This window comes from Pannonibacter sp. XCT-53 (genome assembly GCF_009915765.1).
Lineage (GTDB): Bacteria > Pseudomonadota > Alphaproteobacteria > Rhizobiales > Stappiaceae > Pannonibacter > Pannonibacter tanglangensis.
Map to the genome: position 1 here is coordinate 702416 of NZ_JAABLQ010000001.1, position 23468 is coordinate 725883.

At 65.0% G+C, this 23468-nt stretch carries 24 protein-coding genes and 1 tRNA gene; 12 read left to right on the plus strand and 13 right to left on the minus strand.

Going from position 1 to position 23468, the window contains the following annotated elements; translation table 11 throughout:
• Positions 1–53 precede the first annotated feature (53 nt).
• From GWI72_RS03260 to GWI72_RS03275, 4 genes are all read right to left on the minus strand, one after another.
• Positions 54–1205: a DUF2336 domain-containing protein gene (locus tag GWI72_RS03260; protein WP_161707849.1), complete on the minus strand. Its 1152-nt coding sequence runs from the start codon at positions 1203–1205 to the stop codon at positions 54–56.
• A gap of 105 nt (positions 1206–1310) precedes the next feature.
• Positions 1311–2309: a transglycosylase SLT domain-containing protein gene (locus GWI72_RS03265; protein WP_161707850.1), complete on the minus strand. Its 999-nt coding sequence runs from the start codon at positions 2307–2309 to the stop codon at positions 1311–1313.
• A 284-nt stretch (positions 2310–2593) separates the two neighbouring features.
• Entirely contained in the window at positions 2594–3199 is a 606-nt protein-coding gene (locus GWI72_RS03270; protein ID WP_161675634.1) for a flavin reductase family protein, read from the minus strand.
• A gap of 3 nt (positions 3200–3202) precedes the next feature.
• Entirely contained in the window at positions 3203–3796 is a 594-nt protein-coding gene (locus GWI72_RS03275; RefSeq protein WP_161707851.1) for a nitroreductase family protein, read from the minus strand.
• A 223-nt stretch (positions 3797–4019) separates the two neighbouring features.
• Here GWI72_RS03275 and GWI72_RS19975 point away from each other — a divergent pair, with 223 nt between their 5' ends.
• A complete protein-coding gene (locus GWI72_RS19975) occupies positions 4020–5333 on the plus strand; it encodes a hypothetical protein (protein ID WP_209000046.1) in 1314 nt (437 codons plus the stop codon).
• Between the two features lie 145 nt (positions 5334–5478).
• Here the strand turns inward: GWI72_RS19975 and gndA are convergent, their stop codons facing one another.
• Complete coding sequence (gndA, locus tag GWI72_RS03285) at positions 5479–6888, minus strand: NADP-dependent phosphogluconate dehydrogenase (RefSeq protein ID WP_161707852.1); 1410 nt, start codon at positions 6886–6888, stop codon at positions 5479–5481.
• Positions 6889–7131: 243 nt separating this feature from the next.
• A complete protein-coding gene (locus tag GWI72_RS03290; RefSeq protein WP_161707853.1) occupies positions 7132–8568 on the minus strand; it encodes a DUF4214 domain-containing protein in 1437 nt (478 codons plus the stop codon).
• A gap of 618 nt (positions 8569–9186) precedes the next feature.
• Between GWI72_RS03290 and GWI72_RS03295 the strand changes: the two genes are divergently transcribed.
• Positions 9187–10503: a tyrosine-type recombinase/integrase gene (locus GWI72_RS03295; protein ID WP_161707854.1), complete on the plus strand. Its 1317-nt coding sequence runs from the start codon at positions 9187–9189 to the stop codon at positions 10501–10503.
• A gap of 31 nt (positions 10504–10534) precedes the next feature.
• On the opposite strand, the gene GWI72_RS03300 is transcribed toward GWI72_RS03295, so the two are convergent.
• The 4 genes from GWI72_RS03300 to GWI72_RS03315 are packed head-to-tail and all read right to left on the minus strand — an operon-like array spanning position 10535 to position 11840.
• Positions 10535–10816: a type II toxin-antitoxin system HicB family antitoxin gene (locus tag GWI72_RS03300; RefSeq protein WP_161707855.1), complete on the minus strand. Its 282-nt coding sequence runs from the start codon at positions 10814–10816 to the stop codon at positions 10535–10537.
• A 50-nt stretch (positions 10817–10866) separates the two neighbouring features.
• Positions 10867–11028: a hypothetical protein gene (locus GWI72_RS03305; protein ID WP_161707856.1), complete on the minus strand. Its 162-nt coding sequence runs from the start codon at positions 11026–11028 to the stop codon at positions 10867–10869.
• Positions 11029–11039: 11 nt separating this feature from the next.
• Complete coding sequence (locus GWI72_RS03310) at positions 11040–11477, minus strand: hypothetical protein (protein ID WP_161707857.1); 438 nt, start codon at positions 11475–11477, stop codon at positions 11040–11042.
• A 15-nt stretch (positions 11478–11492) separates the two neighbouring features.
• A complete protein-coding gene (locus tag GWI72_RS03315) occupies positions 11493–11840 on the minus strand; it encodes a hypothetical protein (protein ID WP_161707858.1) in 348 nt (115 codons plus the stop codon).
• A gap of 105 nt (positions 11841–11945) precedes the next feature.
• Between GWI72_RS03315 and GWI72_RS03320 the strand changes: the two genes are divergently transcribed.
• The 8 genes from GWI72_RS03320 to GWI72_RS03355 all read left to right on the plus strand — a co-directional run bounded on the left by GWI72_RS03320 (position 11946) and on the right by GWI72_RS03355 (position 18853).
• On the plus strand, positions 11946–12203 hold the full coding sequence (locus GWI72_RS03320; protein ID WP_161707859.1) for a helix-turn-helix domain-containing protein: 258 nt from the start codon (positions 11946–11948) through the stop codon (positions 12201–12203).
• Between the two features lie 231 nt (positions 12204–12434).
• Entirely contained in the window at positions 12435–13562 is a 1128-nt protein-coding gene (locus GWI72_RS03325; RefSeq protein ID WP_161707860.1) for a hypothetical protein, read from the plus strand.
• Positions 13563–13689: 127 nt separating this feature from the next.
• Positions 13690–13929, plus strand: coding sequence for a helix-turn-helix domain-containing protein (locus GWI72_RS03330; RefSeq protein WP_161707861.1), 240 nt, complete (start codon positions 13690–13692; stop codon positions 13927–13929).
• On the plus strand, positions 13926–15002 hold the full coding sequence (locus tag GWI72_RS03335; protein ID WP_161707862.1) for a hypothetical protein: 1077 nt from the start codon (positions 13926–13928) through the stop codon (positions 15000–15002). The genes GWI72_RS03330 and GWI72_RS03335 overlap by 4 nt, the downstream gene beginning before the upstream one ends.
• Complete coding sequence (locus GWI72_RS03340) at positions 14999–15310, plus strand: hypothetical protein (protein ID WP_161707863.1); 312 nt, start codon at positions 14999–15001, stop codon at positions 15308–15310. The genes GWI72_RS03335 and GWI72_RS03340 overlap by 4 nt, the downstream gene beginning before the upstream one ends.
• A gap of 184 nt (positions 15311–15494) precedes the next feature.
• The gene (locus tag GWI72_RS19980) at positions 15495–17543 is read left to right on the plus strand and encodes a hypothetical protein (RefSeq protein ID WP_209000047.1); all 2049 of its coding nucleotides are present in this window, start codon (positions 15495–15497) and stop codon (positions 17541–17543) included.
• A gap of 59 nt (positions 17544–17602) precedes the next feature.
• On the plus strand, positions 17603–17830 hold the full coding sequence (locus tag GWI72_RS03350; RefSeq protein WP_161707864.1) for a hypothetical protein: 228 nt from the start codon (positions 17603–17605) through the stop codon (positions 17828–17830).
• Positions 17831–18223: 393 nt separating this feature from the next.
• Positions 18224–18853, plus strand: coding sequence for a recombinase family protein (locus GWI72_RS03355; RefSeq protein WP_161707865.1), 630 nt, complete (start codon positions 18224–18226; stop codon positions 18851–18853).
• A gap of 1041 nt (positions 18854–19894) precedes the next feature.
• Here GWI72_RS03355 and GWI72_RS03360 read toward each other — a convergent pair.
• Positions 19895–19970 (minus strand) — tRNA-Thr (locus GWI72_RS03360).
• Positions 19971–20203: 233 nt separating this feature from the next.
• Positions 20204–21409, minus strand: coding sequence for a GTP-binding protein (locus GWI72_RS03365; RefSeq protein ID WP_161707866.1), 1206 nt, complete (start codon positions 21407–21409; stop codon positions 20204–20206).
• 187 nt (positions 21410–21596) lie between these two features.
• Between GWI72_RS03365 and GWI72_RS03370 the strand changes: the two genes are divergently transcribed.
• A complete protein-coding gene (locus tag GWI72_RS03370) occupies positions 21597–21911 on the plus strand; it encodes an antibiotic biosynthesis monooxygenase family protein (protein ID WP_161676117.1) in 315 nt (104 codons plus the stop codon).
• On the plus strand, positions 21911–22393 hold the full coding sequence (locus GWI72_RS03375) for a hypothetical protein (RefSeq protein WP_161707867.1): 483 nt from the start codon (positions 21911–21913) through the stop codon (positions 22391–22393). Before GWI72_RS03370 ends, GWI72_RS03375 begins: the two co-directional genes overlap by 1 nt.
• A 164-nt stretch (positions 22394–22557) precedes the next feature.
• Here GWI72_RS03375 and GWI72_RS03380 read toward each other — a convergent pair whose 3' ends face one another.
• Positions 22558–23451, minus strand: coding sequence for a TrmH family RNA methyltransferase (locus GWI72_RS03380; RefSeq protein ID WP_179956011.1), 894 nt, complete (start codon positions 23449–23451; stop codon positions 22558–22560).
• Positions 23452–23468 lie beyond the last annotated feature (17 nt).

A 23468-nucleotide genomic window follows, 5' to 3' on the forward strand; every position in this document is an offset into this window, starting at 1 on the left:
CGGTCGAGGCCTGGCCGGCGCGACCCATGCCTCACGCCTGCCTCATGCCGCTCTCATGCTGCCTGGCGGGAACTTTCAACAAAGTGACGGGCCTGGCTGCGGGCCGCCTCGAGCGCCAGAAGCCGCACGAGCTGCACGAGATCCTCGCCGGCTGCCGTTGCCGCCTCCGGGTCCGATTCGAGCGTGCGCGCCACCTGGTCCATGACCTGGCGAACGAGCAGGGGCGCGGCCATCTCGCGGGGATCCGCCTCCAGCGTCCGGTAGGCAATGAGGGCCGGCACCAGCACCGCATGGGTGCGGGCGGGCAGTCCGGCGCTGGTCATGAGGGCGCGCAGCGCCGCCTCGCGTCCGCTTTCGAGCAGCAGGGCGACCTTGCGGCGGTCCTGTCCTGTGAGCAGTGCCAGGCTGGTGGTGAGAAGCGGCAGGTCACCGGTGCCCGTGGCCCGGATCAGGAGACGCGCGGTGAGCTGGCCGCTCGCACGCAGGTGCTCGACAAAGGCGGGCAACGCGTCCTCGCCGGCCTGGCTGCACAGCACGAGCGTTGCCCGTTCCTGGGCCTCGTCCAGATAGGTTGCCGTCTCGTCCGGGTCCGAGCCGACCAGGACGACCGCGCGGGCGCGCAGGCCTTCCGTCAGGGCGGTCAGCAACCTGTGGCGCACCGGCAGCGGCAGATGGGGACGGGCAAGCAGGCGGTTGCGCAGGTCCGTCTCGGTCGCGAAGCGCTCCGCCAGCCGCGACAGGCTGAACGCCAGAAGCCGGGCGGTCTCGTTGTCGAGCAGGACGGCGCAGACGCAGGCCGGCGCCACTTCTGCCAGCGCCGCGGCAACGGGCGCCGACAGGTCGGATCGGGCGGCAATCGCCATCTGCACCGCGAGATCGCCTGCGGCGGCCAGATCGATCAGGTCGCTGTCGGGCACCAGCGGCGAGTGGCCGGCGACGAGCGCGGCGATCTCGCTGCGGTCATGCATCAGCGACAGGACGAGATGGCGGGGCGCGTCTGCCCGGCGGGCGAAGACATCAGCCATGGCAAACCGGACTTCCGGCGCCGGGTCATCCAGCAGCCAGGTCAGCGCAGCCTCGGCGGCGGCGCGGTCCTCCGCCGACAACGGCGAATGCAGGAAGGCCCGGGCAAGCGCACCGGTCGCCTCGGCCCGGGCTGCGGGCGGTGCGGTGTCGATCCACTGAAGAAACTGGCGAATGATCATGGCTGACCGAACTCTTGACCCTGCGGCACGCAATCCATGTCAGGAGCGTGCCATGCAAAGGCTTAACGTTCGGTTCACCATAACGGCTGCGGGCATGAAGCCGGCTTACACCGGCGGCATCAGGTCCTTGCCCTCGTCGCGCTCGCGGTAGCTCAGGAAGCCGGTCAGGTCGAGCGGGCCGCCGTCCTGGAACAAGGACTGGGCAAAGCTGTTGCCGGTCACCTGGGCGACCATGCGCGAGCCGCCCACCGCCCGGTCAAAGGGGCGGCCTTCGGGCACGCTGGCGAAGGCCGACAGGAAGGACGCATCCATGCTGGCTGCGGTCTCGGTGCCTTCGGTGCGGAACAGCGCCTCGAACGGGGCGTTCGTGTCGGTCGCGCGGAAGGCATTGTCCACCCGCTGCGAGGCCTCGTCGGAAAAGGCGAGCACGGCCGTCGGTGCCGGTTTGGCGGCGGGCGGCGAAACGGTGCTGGCATTGGCAATCAGCGAGAAGTTCTCGTGCTTGCCCACGAGATTGGCATAGACCTCCGACAGGCTGCGGGGCGAGCCGTCACGCTCATAGAAGATCGCGCGGTTGGCCTTGGCCTGGGCGGGGAAAACCGCATCGGCGCGGGCGTCCGGTGAAACGCTGGCACCGGTGATCAGCCGGGTCGCGCCCTGGGCGCCGAGAAAATGGGCGATATAGAGCTCGCCGTCGCTGGCCGGCCGGCCCAGCCGCTCCTGCAGGAACCCGGCGTTCTTCTGGGTCAGCGCCCCGGCCATCAGCGAGGAGATTTCCGGGTTCTTGCGCAGGTCCAGGATCTCCTGCCGCATCTGCGGGTCCGCCACGGCGTAACGTCCGCTGGCGGTGCGCTCGATCTGGGCCGCATAGGCCTCCAGGCCATGCTGCGCGCCGGATTCCTTGACTGTCTCGAGCCAGGTCTGCTCGACGAACTGGAACAGGCCCGTGGCGGTCGAGGCGCTGGCCTGGGCGGCCGGCTGGAACGAGGATTCGCGTGCAGCCGTCTTCACCAGGTAGTCAAAGGACGTCCCCGTGCTGGTGCTTGCCGTCTGGAATGCCTGCTCGATCCGGGACGCGATCGAGGTGGTATCTGCAACACGCATGACGCCGTCTCCTCGATGTTTGTTAACTATGGTTAAGATCGAGCCATAATGGTTAACAAATGGTTAACGCGCGAGATGCATGGGGGAAAAGAGGCGTCTTTTCAACCGCTTCGCCGCCGATACTCCTGTCAATCCTGACAGGTGGGGCAGGGCGGCGGGCACCGGAGCGGCGCGACGGGAGCGCCTGCAGCGCCCCGGACTGCCGCGGCCAGGCGACTCGGGCCAGCGCCAACCTTAACGCGCTCGCCTGATCCCGCAAGGTCAGTTTTGCCAGGGAGGGCGGTTCACGCCCCCGGACGGTTCATCGCGAAGACCTCGCGCGTCACGGCATAGTCCATGTAGCCGAGCCGTGCGAGGAGGCCAAGGCGGGCCATGTCGATCCTGCCGTCGACAACCACATCCTCGCTGACATGCAGACCGATGACCTGGCCAAAGACGACGCGGGCGTCGCAGGCGGTCCCGTCCAGCGCGGTCAGCTCCACCACCTGCAGCAGGCGGCATTCCAGCGCGGCCTTGGCCGCCGCCACCCGGGGCGCACGGACCAGCCGGGAAGGGGCCTTGGCAAGCCCGGCCAGCTCGAACTCGTCAACGCCGGCCGGCACGCTGGCCGAGGTCGTGTTCATCTGCCGGGCGAGATCCTCCGTGGCGATGTTGCAGACAAACTCACCCGTTGCCTCCACATTGGCGACCGTGTTCTTCCAGCCGCTGGAGGAGAACATGACGATCGGCGGCGCATCGTCGACCGCATTGAAGAAGCTGTAGGGCGCCAGGTTGGCGCGCCCCTCGGCGTCCAGCGTCGAGATCCAGCCGATCGGGCGGGGGGCCACAAGCGCCTTGAACGGATTGTGCGACAGTCCGGCCGCCTTGTGCTCTCCGGGGGCAAAGAACATCGCTCAGGCCTCGGTCCAGGTGCTGGTGATGTCGGCCAGCACGGGACGGGGGCGCTCGAAGGGCGGCTGCGAGGCGGTGCCGATGTGCACGAAGCCGGCGACCTTTTCATCCGGCTGGCCGCCCAGGAAGGCGATGGCATCGGCATCGAAGGCGATCCATTCGCTCACCCACTGTACGCCGAAGCCTGCGGCGGTGGCCGCCGTCACGAGCGTCATGCAGACCGCGCCGGCGGACAGCTCCTGCTCCCAGACCGGGATCTTGGGATGCACGGCCGCGCGGGAAAAGACCCCGACGACGAGCGGCGCGCGCGTGAAGCGCGTCAGCTCCTGCTGCCGGCGTGCCTCGTCAAGCGGACCGAAGCGCGCCTCCGCCATCTCCGCCAGCCGGAGCCCGATTCGCGCGCGGGCGTCGCCCTGGTAGAGCACGAAGCGCCAGGGGGCGAGCTTGCCGTGGTCCGGCACGCGCGCGGCGGCGGTCAGGATCTTCTCCAGCGTCGGCGCGTCGGGGCCGGGGGCGGTGAGGCTGACGGCCGGATGCGACCGGCGGCTCAGCAGGAACTCGAGGACTTCGGGGCGGGCAGGGGTGTGGGAGGACATGGATCCGCTGTTCCGGGAACTGTCAGGACGGGAGCGCATCTGGACGGCTTTCCCGCCGCCTTGTCAACCGCACTTGCATCAGACTTGAATTCGCCTGATTTTCGGGCCTCTATCCCGTCTTTCCGGCCTGCCCCGCCCTGCGCTGGCGCAGGCTCCGGCGACGCCGCCCGACGTGCGTCCGGGAACCGAACACAACAGGGACTGCCAAGGCTTGACCCAACCGATGACCGAACTGAAGGCGCTCGTCCGGCCGGTGCAGGCCCTCGCCGTGGTGCTGGCTCTCCTGCTCGCGCCCGCACCGATGCCGGCTGGCGCGCAGGACCGCTCCGCTCCGGCCGGCGAGGCGGCAGGTCCCGGTGGCGAGGGGGGACCGGGTCCGGCAGACAGGCCCGGCCCGGATGGTCCCGGCAGCCCTGGCGGGGGCGGATCAGGCAGTGACGGTGCCGGTGATCCGGGCACCGGCGCGCAGGAGGATACGGGGGAAGCCCTTCCGCCGGCTCCCGAAGCCAAGCCCGATCCCAATGCGCCGGCCGTGACCGGTCTGCCCAACCCGCTTGACGGCCCGACAGGCGCGGCCGCCGGTGCCGGCCAGGCTGCGGGTGCCCAGCCCGGTTCCCAGTCTGGATCGCAGCCCGGATCCCAGCCCAATTCCAGGCCAGCCGCTCCGGCCACAGCGGCGCCGTCGCCGGGCTTCAACAGCACCCTGCTGCCCTACGCGCCCTCGCGCGCGCTCGGTCCCGGCGACATCGAGGAAACGCAGAAGGGCGCAGTCTATCTGGTGGCCCGGCTCACCGAGGGCGGCGCGCAGATCACGGACGGTCTGGTCTGGCGCGTCTATTCCGAGACGCCGAGGGACAACGGCGAGCTGGAACTGATTGCCACCGCCATGGGCGGCGATGCGGAGTTCCGCCTCGATCCGGGCGCCTATCTGATCCACACGTCCTACGGCTTTGCCGGGGTCACCAACCGGCTGGTGGTCGGGCGTGGTGTCTACTCCAAGACCGTGGTGCTGAACGCCGGGGGCATCCGTCTCGAGGCCGGCCTCAGCGCGGACGATCCGCTGCCGGCCGAGGACATTCGCTTCGACATCTACGGCATGGACTACAACACCCAGGGCGAGCGGAACCTGATCGTCGGTGGCGTGAAGCCGGACGCGATCGTCCGGCTCAATTCCGGCACCTACCATGTGGCCAGCCGCTATGGCGAGGTGAACGCGGTGGTGCGCGCGGACCTCAGCGTCGATGCGGGCAAGCTCACCTCGGCCACCCTGTTCCACGAGGCGGCGGAGATCACGCTGAAGCTGGTGAACGAGGCCGGCGGCGAGGCGATCGCCAACACCGGCTGGACGGTCCTGACGCCCGGTGGCGACATCGTCGTGGAAGAGACCGGTGCCTTTCCGGCCTTCGTCCTGGCGGCCGGCGAGTATGAAGTCATCGCCCGCAACAATGGCACCAACTACAGCCGCAATTTCACGGTCGTCTCCGGCGAGGACCGGGAGGTCGAGGTCCTGGCCCGCAGCGTGTCGACCTCCAACTGATCCCGGGCACCCGGCGCGCGGCCTGTTGGCCGGGCGGCGACCGCTTGCTTCCGCATCTTGCCAAAACCCGAAGGGCCCCGCATCGCTGCGGAGCCCTCCGGTGTGTTCGCCCGTTGGTCCGGATCAGGCGCCGGGCCGTCCGGGCTCAGCTGCCCCAGGGACCATGGTGGATGTCGCGGCCGTCGAGCCGGTCGAAGCCATGCGCGCCGAAGAAATCGCGCTGCGCCTGGATCATGTTGGCCGTGCCGCGGGCCGTCCGCATCAGGTCGAACCACGCCAGACCCGACGCAAGGGCGGGCACCGGCAGGCCGTTCAGCGCGCCGAGCGCCACCACCTGGCGCAGGGCCGGAATGGTCGCCTCGAGCCTTGCGGCAAAATCAGGCGCGAGGATCAGGTTGCGGCCCGGGTTCTCGGTCAGGGCCGAGGCCATGTCGTTCAGCATGTCCGAGCGGATGATGCAGCCGGCGCGCCAGACGCGGGCGATCTCCGGCAGCGGCAGCGACCAGCCGAAGCTGTCGGAGGCTGCCGAGATCATGGCAAACCCCTGCGCATAGCAGAGGATCTTGCCGGCGATCATCGCCTGTTCCAGCGTGGCCGCGGACGGCGCGTCTGCCCCGGCGAGACGCTTGGGCGCCGCGCCGAAGCGGGCCTCGCCCGCCTTGCGCTCGTCCAGCCGGGCGGAGACGTTGCGCGCCATCACGGCCGCCTCGATCACCGGCACCGGCGTTGCCAGATGCTGCGCCTCGATGGCGGTCCAGCGGCCGGTGCCCTTCTGGCCGGCGCTGTCGAGGATCACGTCCAGCATCGGCTTGCCCGTCGCCGGATCGGTGGCCTCGGAGACGGCAGCCGAGATTTCAACGAGATAGGACCGCAGCACGCCCTCGTTCCAGGCGGCAAACAGCGCCCCGATGTCGCCGGCCGTGTGACCCAGCCCGTCGCGCAGGATGCCGTAGATCTCGGCGATCATCTGCATGTCGGCATATTCGATCCCGTTGTGCACCGCCTTGACGAAATGGCCGGCGCCGGCCTCGCCCATCCAGGTGGCGCAGGGAATGTCCTGGTACCGCGCGGAAATCGCGTCCAGGATATGGGAGACCCGGTCCCAGTCGGCCTTCAGGCCGCCGCCCATGATCGAGGGACCATGGCGCGCGCCTTCCTCGCCGCCCGACACGCCGAGGCCGAGAAAGCGCATCGGCAGGCCAGCCGCCGCGCGGCGGTTGGTGTCGTGGAAATTGGCGTTGCCCGCGTCGATGACGAGGTCGTCCTTGTCGAGGAGGGGCGCCAGCGCCGCGATCTGGTCATCCACGGCCTGACCGGCGGGAACCATCAGGATGATCGCGCGCGGCCGCTTCAGGCTGGCGACCAGATCGGCCAGGCTCTCGGTCGGGATGACATTGGCCGCCAGGGCGCCCGCTTCGGCGTGGAAGCGGCGGGTGACCTCCGTCGTGCGGTTGAACACCGCGATGGGAAAGCCCTTTTCGGCGATGTTGAGGGCAAGGGCGGCACCCATGGTGCCAAGGCCGATGAGGCCGATCTCAGCAAGCGTGCTGGCCATCGTGGGTCCTTTGTTGCCGGCGCTTGGAGCACGACAGGCACGGCCGCGACCCGGGGATCACCGCCTGCTGCCGGCTTGCGCGCCGGACCGGTTCGCAAAGATGTCTCGCGGCCGACGCGCACACCCGCCCGGCCATCCGCCTCCCCCTGACATTTTCACGCGCGGGTGGTCAAGGGCGGATGCGGGGAAAAGCGGGAGGGAGGCGCGGCAGACCCGAGCGTCGGCGTGCCGTCTCCCTGCCGGTCAGATGCTGACGTCCGCCCCCAGCCAGATCCCCGAGGCGATCGCGCTGCCGACCAGCGCCTTGTTTTCGGCGCTTTCCGAGAAGCCGATCAGCACATCCGGCCGGGACCAGCTGCCGTTGCCGAGGCGGTCGAGCCATCCCTTCAGCCCCGCATCATCCGCAGTCCGCCCGAGAACATTCATGTAGAGGGCGTTGACGAAGGTCGTGTCGGAGGTGGACTGGCCGTAGCGCTGGATGAATTCGGCCGACCCGATGAAGCCGGCCGAGAGGGCCTTGAGGGAGAGCCCCTCATCCATGAGGGCCACATTGTGGGCCAGCCCCTTGGTGTCCGGCGTCCGGGCGAAGGCGGCCTGATAGAGCCGGTAGGTCTGTCCCGCATTGCCGTCGAGATCGACTGCCAGGGTTCCATCCTGGTAGCCGATGCGCTCAATGCTGGTCAGCGTGTCGATGCCCCCGCCTGGCGAGGCCAGCACGGCCCCCTTGCCCGACAGGGTCAGGGTCGACAGGGCCCGCGGGGCGGCGACGTAGAAGATGTCGATGCCGCCCTTGCCGTCGACGACATCCGGCGTCTGTCCGCCGCGGAACAGGTTGTTGCCGCCGTCGCCAGTCAGGATCCGGTCCTTGAACAGGTCGCGGTCGTCGGGCTCCGTCCGTTGCAGCCAGTCGAGATTGGCAACGGTGAAGCCCAGATCCTTGAGGATGGCGAGGTCGACCTGGCCAAGCTGCCAGCGGTTCTGCTCGTAATTGCCGAACTGCCACATCAGGCCGCGATCGACCGGATCGGGTTGCCCGTCCGGCCTGACCTTGGTGGCGTAGTGGTCGCGCGACCCCTGTGTGTCCAGGGGCAGATCCTGCCCGAGAAGCTTGCGGGTTTCCGGCCCGGCAAAGAACCACTGGCCGTTGCGCTGCACCGTCAGCCCGTCAAAGGTCGTCTTGCCGAAAACGCTGTCACCGTGCTGCGCCGTTGACCAGATCCCGAGCGAATGCAGGACCTCGTGCAGGTAAATGGAGAAGAAGTCATGGTGTCCGGCCGGGATGACCGGCTTCGCCAGGACATTGGGCGCGGGGTCGATGTAGAGTGGCGAGCCGTAGTTCCGCAGTGTCCCGTCGAGGGCGGGATAGAGGGAGGCGCCCGCATCGAAGTCCGCGCCGTTGGCGTCGCGCCCGGTCAGGGCCTCCGCGCCGGCGAAGGTATGTCCCGTTGCAGCGTCCCGGCCACCGTAGGAGGGCAGCAGTCCATCCTTGTGCTCGGTCGTCGGCGTCTCCAGCGCCAGGACGAAGTCAAGCGTGCCGCGCCAGGCGACATGGTTCGACAGATACTCGATCACAGCCTTGGCATTGGCTTCAAGCGCAGGGCGCAAGCCCTCGTACTTCGCCGTCATCCCGGTGATCGTGAACGTGTAGCTGTTCTTGAAATGGGATCCGGCGATCGGCATCCGTTCTGCTCCGCGCGTTTTGCCTGTCTGGCAGCCGGCATCCGGCCGGCGGCAGGACACATGCGGCCAGACGGACAGACTGTCCTGAGGCCGACACCCTATCTACTGCGGGACACCCGAATGTGACAATCTGCAATTGGTCCCGGACAACACCTGCGCGTTTTGATGGGTCTGGGGCGTCCTGACCGGTCAAGCCCTCAGGCTCGCATCAGGGCGCCAGGTCAGGCGGAGCGGGATCGGGAAAATGGTGCCGGCAACAGGGTTCGAACCCGTGACCCCCTGATTACAAATCTCATCTTATATGTATCACCTGATACGATTGGTTACTACGGATTACGCAAAATCAAATAGTTAGCATGAAGCGCTTGCGATGGTCTGCGATGCAATTTGACACCTTCTGCTTATACGGTGCTTATATGGAAAGCTCGCAGAGGGTGGGTGGTTCGACCTGGCGGCGTGGCCGGGTGCAACGTGCGAGCTTACGTTTATGTAGTATATGGCGAAGGCTGTCATTGCCGTCATGGTCGTCATTATTGTTGTTTTACAATGATTTAAGGTCGTCACTGTTTTGGCAGGGGTTGTCATGGTCGTCATCGGACAGAAAGGCCCGGAACTGCGATGCCCAACCTGACCAAAAGGGTTGTCGATGCCGCCAAGCCTCAGGAAAAGCTTAGCTTTTTGTGGGATGATGCCCTGAAAGGCTTTGGCTTGCAGATCACTCCGGCGGGGGTGAAGAGCTATGTTCTCGCCTATCGGACAGAGGCGGGACGGACGCGGCGGATGGTAATTGGCCGCCACGGTGAGCTTGCGCCGGATCAGGCGCGCAAACTGGCTGCTGCAAAGCTGGTCGAGGTGCGAATGGGCCGTGATCCGGCGGCAGAACGGCAGGCACTGCGGACGGCGGAAACCGTTGCCGACTTGCTGGACAAGTACCTCGCCGAGCATGTCGAGGTGCACAACGCTGCTACCACGCTCGTTCACGCAACACGGGTGGTCGAGAAGGTTCTGAAGCCGCGCATCGGCAAGAACAAGCTGGCGAGCTTCGCGCGCGCGGATGTGGTCAAGCTGCACAAAGCCCTGGCGGACACGCCGCGACAGGCGAACCTCGCCCTTGCGATCCTGTCAAAGGCATTCAATTTGGCGGAAACCTGGGGCATCCGTCCCGAAAACTCTAACCCGACACGGCTGGTCAAGCGCTACGCTGAAACCGAACGTGAGCGCTTCCTGAACATGGATGAGCTGGCCCGGCTTGGGGCGGCGCTGGACGAAGCGGAAGCCAAGGGGTTGCCCTGGAAGGTCAAGGCGGAAGGCGACGCGCTGAAGCACCTTGCCAAGGACACCGAAGCCCGGCGTGCGGCCGTGAGCGCTCCCGCTATCGCGGCAGTCCGGTTGCTCTTGCTGACGGGAGCAAGGCTGTCAGAGGTGCTGGAACTCAAATGGGTGCACGTGGACGCGGAAGCTGGGACCGTGGCTTTCCCCGCGCGCAAGGGCGGCGGGCGGCGGGCGCATCCGGTTGGTGCGGGCGCGCTGGCTGTCCTGGCCGGGCTGCCCCGGCGCGGGCCTTGGGTGCTGCCCCGTGATGCGGACACCAAGCGGCACGTGTCCAAAGAGGTGGTTGAAAATGCCTGGCAGCGCATCCGCGCCCATGCGGGGCTCGATGACGTGCGCCTGCACGATTTGCGACATACGGTCGGAACCTTCGCCGGACAGGCTGGGAGCAACGCCTTCATGATTTCCCATCTGCTGCGGCATTCGAACCTGACAATGACGAGCCGGTACGTGAGCCCCGATGCGGACCCGATCCGGGTTCTGTCGGATGCTGTCGGCGCGCGGATTGAGGCCGGATTGAAGGGGGAAAAAGCGCCGGCAGAGGTAATTGACCTGGCTGCCGCAAAAAGAAAACCGCCCCCTAAGCGTGTGCCGAAACAGGGATAGCAGCCCTTCAGGTGGGGCGGCGCTAGGCGCGTTACGCGCCCTTGTCCATGATGAGGGGCACGTGGGTAAAGGTCGCGCCTTCCAGCCATTCGGCAAGGCTGTCGTCTGTCAGAATGGCGTCAAGGTCACGGGGGAGCGGGATCACTTCGCCATAATCGCGCATGACTTCCGCATGGGCGGCAAGCGCCTCAGTGCCCATTTTAACGGCCTCATCAAGCGTCTCGCCAGCGCTGATGCAGCCGGGAAAATCGGGGAAGGAGATGCCGTAGCCGGGGCCTTCGTCCTGATGCAAAAAGGCGACGTAGCGATTCATCTCAGTTCCTCGTTTGCCCTGGCACTCACTATGGCGTCAGCTTCGACGTTTCAAAAATCCCGGTAGATGCCAAGGCCTTCTTCGGGTTCGGGCTCAAGATCGCTGTCGCCGTCGAGCCGGTCAAGGAGCGTGATGAGAAGTTCAATCGTGTCCTCGATGCCCGCGCGGTAATCCGCGATCAGTTCTGACAGCTGGTCTGTGTGCTGTGTCATGGTGCGATCCTTCATTTGGCCGTTGCCAGCAGCTGCCGCATTTCGTCCGGGCTTTGGGCGTGGCGCGCAATATGCTGTTCGTCGCGGTCGAACAGGGCGACTTCCGGCCCGGCATGGGGCCTGAGGAAGTCGAGCAAGTGGCGGATGTTGCGCTTCATCCGGCGCTCAAGGTCCGCCCGCTCCGGGCCGGTTCTGTCCGGCCAGTTGGTCAGGTCGTTCAGGTCCGTGACGATCAGCAAAACCTTAAAGTAGGCCCCCGCGAAGCTTTCCGGTGTGCGGTGCGAGGCGAGGTGTTCGATTGCGGCAATCGCATCAATGAGCCCGGCGGCCCCGTCGCGGGCTTCCGGCTGGGCGAGCCGCCCGGCCTCGTCAAGGCGGTCATAAAGGGCGCTGAGTGTGTCAGCTTCAATGCCAAGGACCGTCACAGGGCAAGTGTTTTGCATCTGCATGGGTTCGATCTCCGGTCAGCTGAAGGCTGCAAGCTGGGCGTTGAGGGCATCCCGGCGGCTGGCGATCGCTGCCATGGGCGCGTCTGAAAAAACGAGACGGGCCAAGGCGTCCTGTGCGGCGGCGGCAAGGCGCGTGCGCTCGACGGACGGCAGGGCTGCGGCGGCGGTGCGGGCTGCCTGTGTGGCCTGCGCGGCGGCAGCTTCGGCCTTGGCCGTTGCCCATGCTTCCCGCAGCGCCTTGCTGAAACAGGACCGCAAGGACGGCGCGGGGCCGAACAGGCGCTCGTTGCGGCGGAAGTTCGCATGGATGGTCCGAGCGTTGGCCCATGCTTGGCGGAAGATGGTGGAGCGGTTGAACAGCATCGCTTTGCGCCTCAAAGTTATTATGATAGTTATCACAACCACTCGTAACGAAGTGTCAACCTGATAGCTACGATAATAGTTATCAAATCTATTTTGGGGTCCGAAATGCTATCGACGGGAAATCAGCTGAAGGCGGCACGGGCGCTTGTTGGGGTAGAGCAGATCGCTCTTGCCACGACAGCAGGCGTCAACGTTGGGACGATCCGGAAAATGGAAGCGCGGGGCGGCAGTACCCTCAGCAGTGGGCTGGATACGATCCAAGCCGTTCAAGGCGCGCTCGAAGCTGCGGGCGTCGAGTTCCTGGCCGCCGATGCCTCCGGCGGTGTTGGGGTGCGCCTGCGGCGGGACGCGGTCGAGGGGTGATGGTCTGCCCTGCCGACACCCCCCCACCTTTAGGGACCGTTTGGCCGCAAACCCGCGCCACGGGCGGAAAGACCCCGAAAAAGGGCCAGACACCCCGCCTAAAATGTTGGGTTGACGCGGTTGACGGGGTTGACGCCACCGGTTGACGGTTGACGGGGTTGACCTGGTGCGGCTGGGCAAAATGCCTCGATGCCAAATATCTGATTAAATCATCTATTCTGAGGTCTTGTTATGAATGTGGGACTAAAAGGATACTATGATCTTCACTGGGTCCAAAGGGAAGTAGACGAGGCTGCAGCCAAGGCAGATTTCTTTGATAGTCTTTCACGGCAAGACAAGATTTACGTTTCACGCTCGATTAGGCAGCGAAATCTATGGCGGCGGCTCTTTGGCGAAAACCTTTATGTCATGCCATTTGATCGCCATGACCACTTTCCCCTGCCGCCGGGCTGGGTGTGGATGCAAAAGCCTTCGGACCCCTGGCCCAAACTCGACCAATTGGACGAATGGGTTCAGCGGTTTGTTGATCGAAGCAAGCAAACCAGACGCATGAACGATATCGAATTGAAGTCAAAGTGTGTTTACTTCTGGGTGCGCTGGGCGATCTACTACGCGCACGACTGCCACGCCGATGGTGTGGAGGCAGTGTATAAAGATAAAACTGATATGAACAAAAGAGTTCTTCGCGAAAGAGTTGCCGAGATTGAAAAGGCTGCAGCTGATGCGACCGATGCGCTGACGCTAATCGAAGAATTAATTGATGAATATGACATAGATTTACTTTATACTGAGCCGGATCACGATGACGATTATCTGCTTGATGAGCAAACTGCAGAATTCGTCAAGTTTAAACGTGGCCGGAATGACGAAATGATGAGCCTTGGCGTCAAGACGTTCAAGCGAAGTGAAGTCTTCCGGCTCAAATCCGTGCGTGAACACCTGGCCTTCGTGCAAGGACTGGCCACCCATGCCAACACATGGCTCAACAGTCTGAGTGATACGGGCGGTGCGCGGCCCGTCTGGCGGCGGCGTGCTTTTGCCGCGCACATGGCTGCGGCTTACTACTACCTGACGGGAAGTCATCCGACGAGTACGACAGATGGCGATTTCGCGGCGTTCCTTGATGCTGCCGAACTTGTTTATTGGGATGACATGGACCCTTCCGCCGAGTTTCCCGAGCGGATTAGAAGAAAAAATGAACCTCTTGCAAACAAAGACCTAGTTGAAAAAACGGCAAAGATATTCCGAGAGATAAATTTTGACGAGGAGGCCGCGAAAATGCAAAATGAAATTTTCAGGAATTCTTATGAATTCCTCATATTGCCAGCAACAATTCGTAAGTTTTACGAAGTTCTTTAGCGTGCACGCTTTTTCCGGCGAACCCTTGGCCCGTTAGCGGGGGGTTAGCTGGACGACTTTAGGTCGATGCACAGGCAGCTTCATCGCACATCGCGCGATTCAGTGCGTTGGTTTCGATGAGGCACAGATGACACAACAGAACTTCTCCCCCGATCCGTCCGCTTTGCTGACTGAAGCTCAGGCAGCAGAGTTTCTTCACGTCTCGCGCCGCAGCCTGCAAGCCTGGCGCGTGCGCGGCGGTGGCCCGCGCTTCGTCAAAGTGGGCAAACTGGTCCGGTATCGTCGCGCTGATCTTCTTGAATTCACAGCTGCGACCTTCCTGACGACAACAGAAGCGGACGCCCAGCGCGCGGGCGGTGCAGCATGACGGCAGGTTATAGCGTTGCGCCGGTGGCACGCTTTGCCGAGTGTTCGGCGCTCGACCTGGTCGCGGTTCCGGTTGGCCGGGCGCTGATCGTCCAGCCGTGCCCAGCCTGTGGCGCGATCCATCGCCACGGCGGGCCGGAGGGCGGCTGGCGGGTTCCGCATTGCGCCGACGCGCTGGCGCGGTCGATGCGGTTCAACGGATACCGGCTGTGGACTTCGCCGGAGCCGATGGCGGACGAGCGAGCTGCCATTGGCTCGTTCGCCCCCCTGGCGGATGCCCGGCTTATCGCACGGCTTCACGCCGCAGACCGGCAGTTTGCGCCACTGATGCGCGCGTTGGTCATGACCGCGCTGCCGGGTGGACGGATCGTGAAGGGCTCCTGGCGCGTGCCATCCTATGCGGTCGCGACACCGGAAGTGCGGGTTGAAGTCGGTCATCTCGGCGGCTGGGACTTTTACCCTGATCCAAGCGGGATGCCGCGTTGCGGGGCAAACCTGCTTTCCCTGCTGCCGCTGTTGAGCGGGTTTTCGGCGGGAACATATGCCGCGCGTGTCTTGTCCGCTGCAACCGGCTGGCGGGTGTCCGGCCTGACGCGTCACGCCTTCCGCGACTTCTTCGACAGCTTGGCCGCAAAGGAACCGGCCACGGCGCGACCTGCGATCTTCGATCAAGGTGCGCTCACCCGCCTGACTGCAAGCGGGCGCCCGCGTTCCGTCGCCCTGGGGCCCCTCATGGCGGCGCTCCTTGTTACCGTTTTTCCCCGTGGGGAACTGCGGGACAGCGGCTTTGTCTATGTCCACGGCAAATGCGAGGCGCGCCTGTCGGTTCTAGCCGGTGGACGCTGGGCCGGTCGGTTCCGGCTGCACGGCGAGGCGGTTGCCGCCCACGGGCACGACCTTCTGTCCTTGCTGGCTCTGGTATCGGGTGTCTATGCCGGGTGGTGGGCAGAACGCATCCTGACGACCGCGCTGGGCTTACCGCTCGACGGGCTGGCGCGGGCCACGCTGGCGACGGGCCTTTGCGAGGCGATCCGGCCTGCAACGGTGGTTCCTGTTGCGGAGGCGGCAGAATGAAGCGCCGCCGCATCAACTTCGAACGAGTGGCGAGCGCGGCGCTGGCGGCCGCGCCGGGGATCGTCAGCCGTTGGCTGCCGGACGGACGGCGCGAGGGCGTCGAGTGGGTCGCGCGCAATCCGAAGCGGGGCGACCGGCGGCATGGATCGCTCAAGGTCAACTTGTCTACGGGCAAGTGGGCTGACTTCGCCACTGGTGACGGCGGGCGCGATCTCGTCGCGCTGGCTGCCTTCCTGTTCGAGCTAAAGCAGCCCGAGGCGGCGGAAAAGGTGGCCGGTATGGTGGGGGTTATGGCCTATGACGATTGACCCCTTTGCCCCGATCTCCAGCAGCGCCAGCCCGGCCCCTGCCGCCCCGGCGGCGGTGCCTGCCTGGCTCCCGGTGCTGCCTGTGCCGCCTAGCGCACCGAAGCCGCCGAGGGAACACCCGACGAAGGGCAGGCCGTCCGCAGTTTGGACTTATCGAAATGCCGCAGGCGCGGTTCTCGCCCTCGTGGCCCGGTTCGAAAAGCCGGATGGCGGCAAGGATGTCGTGCCTTTAACCTGGTGCCGAAATGTCGCCGGGCGCGAAGGGTGGCGCTGGACGGCCATTCCCGAAAACCGGCCCCTGTACGCCCTCGACCGGCTCGCCCAGCGCCCGGACGCGGTCGTTATTGTGACCGAGGGCGAGAAGGCGGCGGACGCGGCAGCGGTGCTGTTGCCGGATCACGTCGCTACTACGTCAAGCGGTGGCGGCAAGGCGGCAGCGAAGTCTGACTGGTCGCCCTTGGCTGGGCGGGCGGTGGTCATCTGGCCGGACGCGGACGCGCCGGGCCGGGCCTATGCCGACGAGGTGGCCCGGCTCGCCCTGGCGGCGGGGGCTGTGTCCTTTCGCGTGATCGAGCCGCCGCAAGGCGTGGCGAAGGGGTGGGATGCGGCAGACGCCGTTCAAGAACGCTGGCACACGGCTAAAGTTCTGCATCTGTTGGCGACCGCTAAAGAAGTCGCACCCGCGCCACTAGGGAATGATTTTGCGCCAGTTAATGCAGCCATGCGCACCGCGCCGGAACCGGCTCCCGAGACGGCCCCGGACAACCCTGCCGACACCGCGAAGCAAGGGGGGCGCGGAAAACGCCGGGAGCGGAAGAACCCGCCGAAGCGCGATGCGTTTCTTGCATCACTGGATGCAGCGGACCTGTGGCACTCGCCGGAGAAGGTCGGGTTCGCGACGGTGCCAGTGAACGGGCATTTGGAACATTGGCGGCTCGACAGCGCCGCCTTTGCGCGATGGGCTGCGGGTCAATTTTACCGCGCGACCGGGAACGCGCCTGCCGGGCAAATGCTGGCCGATGCGTTGCGGGTGCTTCAGGTGCGGGCAATTGAGGAGGGCCCCTGTCACAAGACGTTTTTGCGAACGGCATGGGACGGGCAAGCCTGTTGGCTCGACCTATGTGACGACGCCTGGCGGGCGGTCCGGATCACTGGCAACGGCTGGGAAGTCGTCGCCCGTCCTTCGGTCAAGTTCCTGCGGGGCGAAACCATGCACGCCCTGCCGGAGCCGGAAGCCGGGCATTTAATTGAGGAACTGCGTGGTTTCATCAACGCTGACGACGGTGACTTCAGGCTAATCGTTGCCTGGCTCGTCGCGGCCCTCTGGGGGCGCGGCAGTGCGTTTCCGGTGCTTGCCCTGGGTGGTGAACAGGGTTCCGGCAAATCGACAATGGCGCGTCTGCTGCGGGGCTTGGTAGACCCTTCGGCAGTCTCCGGGCTGGCACAGCCGAAAGACGAGCGCGATCTCTTCACGATGGCGATATCATCGCATGTCCTGTCATTCGACAATCTGTCGAAAGTGGAAAACTGGTTCAGCGATTCCGTCTGTCGCCTTTCGACCGGCAGCGGCTTTTTGACCCGAAAGCTTCACTCCGATGCTGAACCGTTCTGGTTTGCCGGATCGCGCCCAGTGCTGGTCAACGGCATCCCGTCCTTGACGGGGCGGGCGGACATGGCGGACCGGTCGCTAACCGTGCGCCTGCTTCGCATCGACGAGACAGCCCGGCAGTCTGAAGATGATTTCTGGGCGGCGTGGGAAGCTGTTCGCCCTGGCATTATCGGGGCGTTGCTCGATGCGGTCGCGGCGGCTGTTCGGCGCTATGACGCGACCAAGCTTGAGCGGGCCCCGCGCATGGCAGACTTCGCCCGGCTCATCGCAGCAGCGGAACCCGGCCTTGGCTGGACAGCTGGCGACTTCATGACAGCGTATGAAGCCAACCGCCGCGAGACGGCGGAAGCCGTGTTTGAGGGCGATCCGGTTGCCGTGGCAATTGAGCGTTTAATGATCGAGGAACACCCGACCGGGCGTTGGGAAGGGACCGCAACGGCTTTGCTTGCTGCCCTTACGCGCTTGGGTGCGGAGGATGCGACGGGAGGCAAGTTCCTGCCCCTCAAGCCCAACACGCTTGGCGATGCCGTGGCCCGCGCCGCCCCGCTCCTGCGGGCAAAGGGCATAGCGGTCGAGAAGCGCCGGGCCGCTGGAAGCCGGACGATCTTGATCACATGGCTTTGATCAGATTGGCGGGTGGAATAGTGTGTTTTGGTAAATTGCATTTTGAATTGGAGCCTCCCTTGCCCGTCGCAATCATCATCGCCCCTGATACCGTGCCCGCTATTCTCGAAGAAGCGGACGACGCGGCGCTCTTCGCGGCGGTCATTCGCCTGGCCGTGGTACCGCAAGAGGCAAAGGCCAGCCGGGAGGCCTTGCAGACCTGGCTTGCCGGGCTTCCCAGGCCGTCCGGATGGTTTGCCAATGTCGAGGCAGCCCAGCGCGCGCTGGGGCCACGGGGCCGGGCCTGAGGGACGATTGGCCGGACTAGGTTGCTGCTGGTCCAGCCAGACGGCATAGAGTAGCAACCGACTTCCGCCCTGCCGCCGCAGCGCTTGGCACTGCGGTTCGTATTCGTCTGGCGGATGGCCGCTCGGGCCTGCCACGGGCCATTTCCAATGCCTCAACGCTGTGTCCGGATATTGGCAGAAGGCGGCGGACTTGGCCAAGGTCAGGCCGTACGCTGAGGCGAAATTGCCATTCGGTCTTTGCCTTCGTCCGCCGGTCGCGCGTGACACTGCCTTCTGGTCATTTCGGGTATACCTTTTTTGCACCACGCAAAGCGTTGGTGCAAAAAGGCATTTGCATAACCCTAAATAGACCGATACATATTGAACCACACAAAATAGACCGATGGGGTTCTTATGTTGGTCCGGGCTTATCTTCGTGCATCCACCAAGGAACAGGACGCCACCCGCGCCCGCGCTGCCCTCGACGCCTTCGCAAAGGAACGCGGTCTGAAGATTGCTGCGCGCTACATCGAGAACGAGAGCGGCGCAAGCCTCGACCGTCCCGAGCTGTTCCGCCTTCTGGCCGATTGCGAGCCTGGTGACATTTTGTTGATCGAACAGGTTGACCGCCTGTCCCGCCTGTCCGGTGATGACTGGAACCGGCTCAAGGCTGAGATTTCTGCCCGAGGCGTGAAAGTCGTTGCCCTGGACCTGCCGACAAGCTGGACGCTCGCCAGCGCCACGGCAACCGACGAATTTTCCAGCCGCATGGCAGAGGCAATCAACGGTATGATGCTCGACATGCTGGCCGCGATTGCCCGGAAGGATTATGCGGACCGGCGGCGGCGGCAAGCTGAAGGTATCGCAAAGGCCAAGGCTGACGGTCGGTACACCGGGCGTCCGGCGAACGAGGCACGCAACGCCGCGATTGCGCGGATGCTGGAGCGTGGCGACAGCTGGTCAATGATCATGGCAGCAACGGGAGCTGCTAAGGGTACGATTGCGAAGCTCGCAAAGAAGATGAAAGAAGACGCAAGCGCCTAAAATTGATGGAGTTTAATTAATATTACAAAACTGAAAATCAATAATTCTCTCTTGATCTACTCATATCTCACAATAAACATGGGTCATTGTGCTGATTGACCTATTTTTCGCATCGCGCACTGCGGTTGACTTCTCATCTGTCACTTGCATTAGCGATACTTTATCGAGGATCAGCAGTTTCCAGCCTGTCTGTTCGCCACTCTCGCTGCCGCCCCGGACCTGCCACACAAACATGACTTCTTGTCTTTGCTTGTTGAGCCCCACCGCATGGACTTCAACAATGCGTTCAAGCCCATCTTAGCAGAGCTTTATCCGCTTACCCCGCCTTAGTGCATCACAAGCAATTTCCTTTCTCATGCCGCCCCCCCCCCCCAGCGTTCTTTGCAGTGAAATCAAACGGGCATTGCCGTTTACTTGTCAAACAGCCACGCAATTGGCCTGAGGCTTCCCCTTCTCCCGCGCCCCCTACTTCCCGAGCCCGGCAAGCTGCCGCAGCTGTCTGCAATAGGATGGGGCCGGTAAGGGACCGTACGGCTTCCCGCGATACCTCACGGGCCGGAAGGGCCCAGCATTTCACCAGTGGAGCGCTGTGCAAGTGATACACGCTTGCACGGGTACACGCGTCGAGGTGAACGGATACCCCCCGGTCTTAGGGACCGTACAAAGACCTTGCCCCTAGCGGGGGCGATGACCTGCCGAATTCCGGCAGTCTGTCCCTGATGTGAAAGCCTAAACAACTAAACAAATCAGATGGTTGAGCCGGAGTCTCGCCTAAAGCGCAACCCATGGGCGAGGCGCTGGGCTGACTTGTGCGAGGCGCAATGACGACCGAATGACGACCGCTGACAACCCCCGTCACTTCCTAAGTATTTGAAATCAAACGGAAATGACGACCATGACGACGATGACGACCCTTCTTTAATGAAATAGAGAAAAAGGGAATCAGCGTGAAGGGAAAGGGGAAGGCAGTGCAGTGTTTATATACTGCTTATACGGGCTATCAGGATGTAAGCCGGAATGACGCTAAGTTGTTGATTTTATTGGTGCCGGCAACAGGGTTCGAACCCGTGACCCCCTGATTACAAATCAGGTGCTCTACCTGCTGAGCTATACCGGCGCCGTGGCGCGTTGTGGCCGAATGGGGGGCTTTTAGCAGAAAGCGGGCGTCGGTGCACCCCTTTCGCCACGGTTTTCAACGGGCGGATGGGCAAGCGGCGGGAGGGGGCCTCGGGCAGCACCCGCGTGCGGTGGCTGCGCCCGGCGTCGCCGCCGGGCGCTGTCCGACCGGTCTTGTCGGTTTGGCCGGTCTTGCCGATCTGGCCGGTCTTGTCAGTCTTGCGGTCTGGGCCCTCAGGCGGCGGACTTGCTCCAGAGGGGGAAGGGGTCGGCCATGTGGCGCCAGGCGGCCGGGGTGAAGCCCTTGGCGGGCACGAGGCACTCGGCCAGGTCCCGCCGCAGCGCCTCCTCGTCCATCGGGTCGCAGCCGATGAAGACCAGCTCCTGCCGCCGGTCGCCCCAGACCGGGTCGAGGTAGCCCTGCATGGACCGGTGCCAGTCGGGATGGTCCGGCCAGTAGGACTTCGGCACCGCCGACCACCAGAGGCCGCGCTTTTCGGTGCGCACCTGTGCGCCGGCCTGCGACAGTTCGCCGACGAAGTCCGGCCGTGTGGCGAGCCAGAAGAAGCCCTTGACGCGCACGACGCCGGGCCAGGAGCGGTTGATGAAGGCCTGCAGCTTTTCCGGGTCGAAGGGCTGGCGCGCGCGGAAGACGAAGGAGCGGATGCCGTATTCTTCGGTCTCTGGTGTGTGATCGGCGAAGCCGTTCAGTTCCTTGTACCAGAGCGGATGGGTGTGGGCGCGCTCGAAGTCGAAGCGGCCGGTGCCGAGAATGTCGGAGAGCGGCACCCGGCCGAAGTCGGCCTCCACCAGCCGTGCCTCCGGGTTCAGCGAGCGGATGATCTTGCGGGCGGCCTCCAGATCGGCGGGCGTGGCGCTGGAGACCTTGTTGAGCACGATCACGTCGGCAAACTCGATCTGGTCGGTGAGCAGATCGATCAGCGTGCGCGTGTCGTCCTCGCCCAGCGACTGGCCGATGTCGGTGAGGCTGTCGACGGACGCGAAGTGGGCCAGCAGGCCGGCGGCGTCGACCACGGTGACCATGGTGTCGAGCCGGGCCACGTCGGAGAGGCTCTGGTCCTCCTCGTCGCGGAACTCGAAGGTGGAGGCGACCGGCAGCGGCTCCGAGATGCCGGTGGATTCGATGAGCAGGTAATCGAAGCGGCCTTCCGCCGCCAGACGCCGGACCTCGACCAGCAGATCATCGCGCAAGGTGCAGCAGATGCAGCCGTTGGTCATCTCGACCAGCGCTTCCTGGGTGCGCGACAGGTTGGCGCCGCCGTCGCGGATCAGGGCGGCGTCGATGTTCACCTCCGACATGTCGTTGACGATGACGGCGACCTTCAGCCCCTCGCGGTTGGCGAGGACGTGGTTCAGCAGCGTGGTCTTGCCCGCGCCGAGGAACCCCGACAGCACGGTGACCGGCAGGCGTTTGGTCATGATCTCCCTCCTGCGGATTAAAATGTAATAACGTTACACGTCTATAGCCGGCCCGTGTCCGCTTGCCAAGGCCTGCGGCAGCTTGACCACAGCGCGGTGCTTGACCTGGCGAGCAACAGAAAATATGAGTGCAATTGTCATGTATTTGCGCGCGATCGCCGCGCGCCGGAACGAAAGGGCAGCCCGCATGTTCATCGCCATGAACCGGTTCAAGGTGAAGGCCGGCAAGGAAGCGGAGTTCGAGGCCGTCTGGAAGGGGCGTGACTCGCGCCTGTCCGAAATGGCCGGGTTCCGCAGCTTCCACCTGCTGCAGGGACCGGCGGATGCGGAGGCCGGCATCACGCTCTATGCCTCGCATACGGTGTGGGAAAGCCGCGAGCACTTCCTGGCCTGGACAAAGTCCGAGCAGTTCCGCGAGGCCCATCGCAACGCCGGCGGCAACAAGGACCTCTATGCCGGTCCGCCCCAGTTCGAGGGCTTTGCCGCCGTCGAGGGCGCGTGATGGACGAGACCCCGAAGGACGGTCCGGCAGCAGGTGGTCCAAGCTGTGACGGCGGCGCGGCCATGCTGCTGGCGCGCGACGAACAGGCGGTGCTGCAGGTGCTGCGCTACCTCTGCCTGACCTATGCCCGGCCGCAGGCGCACAGCTGGGAACAGGCGCTGGTGCTGGCGGCTGATGCCTTCGGGCCGGCGGTCGGCGGCGAGGTGGCCGTTGCCGTGATGCAGCTGATGCGCGCGATCCGCGTCACCCGGCGCACCACCTTCCGCTTCCGCGATCCCCATTGCCCCTGCTGCCGTTCGCGCCTGTCGGAGGCGGAGGCGAAGGTCATCACGCTGGTCCGCGCGGCGCGCAAGGATCCGGCCCGTCCGGCACGGGTGGATGCGCTGATCCTGACCGAAGGCGCACCCACGGCAGCCGTGCTGGCCGAGGCCGAGCGGCTGGCCGCTGTGCTTGACCGGCGACTGATCGCACGCGCGGCGTGACCCGCCTGGTGCTCTTTCAGGTCAACCTGGCGGGTTCAGGCCGGGTGAACCGGGAGCGGAGCGTCCCGGGCTTCAGGCGGCTGAAAAAACCCTCTGTGTCATTCCGGCTCGGCGCTGACCCTTGGCCGGGATGACGGGGGGAAGGTCCGGGCCTGTTGCCTGCTTCAAAGTCCCATCTTTGTGCGGGCGAGGTAGAGCGACAGCACCGCCGCATTGGAGACATTGAGCGAGCGGATCGCGCCGGGCATGTCGAGACGGGCGAGCGTGTCGCAGGCCGCGCGCACGCCCGGCCGCACGCCCTTGCCTTCGGAGCCGAGCACGAGCACGGTGCGGTCACCGAAGGCGGTTTCTTCCAGCGTGGCCGGGCCGTCGCTGTCCAGCGCCACGCGGAAGAAGCCCTGTTCGCCCATCTCGTCGAGGAACTTGGCGAGGTTCTTCACCCGCACATGACGGATCATGTCGAGGGCGCCGGAGGCGGACTTGGCGAGGACGGAGCCTTCCTCGGGCGCGTGCCGTTCCGTGGTCACCACGGCATCGGCGGCCAGCGCCACGGCGGAGCGCAGGATCGCGCCCACATTGTGCGGATCGGTGACCTGGTCCAGCGCGAGGATCAGCCTTGCCCCCTTCAGCTCTTTCGGTCCGTAGGCCGGGAGCGGATCGGCTTCCAGGATCATGCCCTGGTGCACGGCATCCTTCGTGACCATGCGGTCGAGGGCGCGGGGCGCGGTGATCTCCACCGGAACGTCGATGGCGACACCGCGTTCCTGCAACCGGTTGATCGCGTTTTCCGTGGCGTAGAGCTTCAGCCGGCGGCGTTCGCGGTTGGCAAAGGCCGCCTCGACTGTGTGCAGCCCGTAGAGCAGCACCGGGCCTTCCGGCGGCAGGCCGGGGCGGCGCGGCTGCGGCTTCACGAAGCCCTTGCCCGGGCCGCGCCCGGGGCCGCCTGCGGGGCGATCGCGCTCCCAGGGGGCGCGGTCACCGCTGCCTGCGGCGGCGCCAGACTTGCGGAAGCCGGCAGGGCCGGCAGAACGGGGGCGTTTGGTCGGTTCGTCACTCATTGCGCTGTCATACTGGC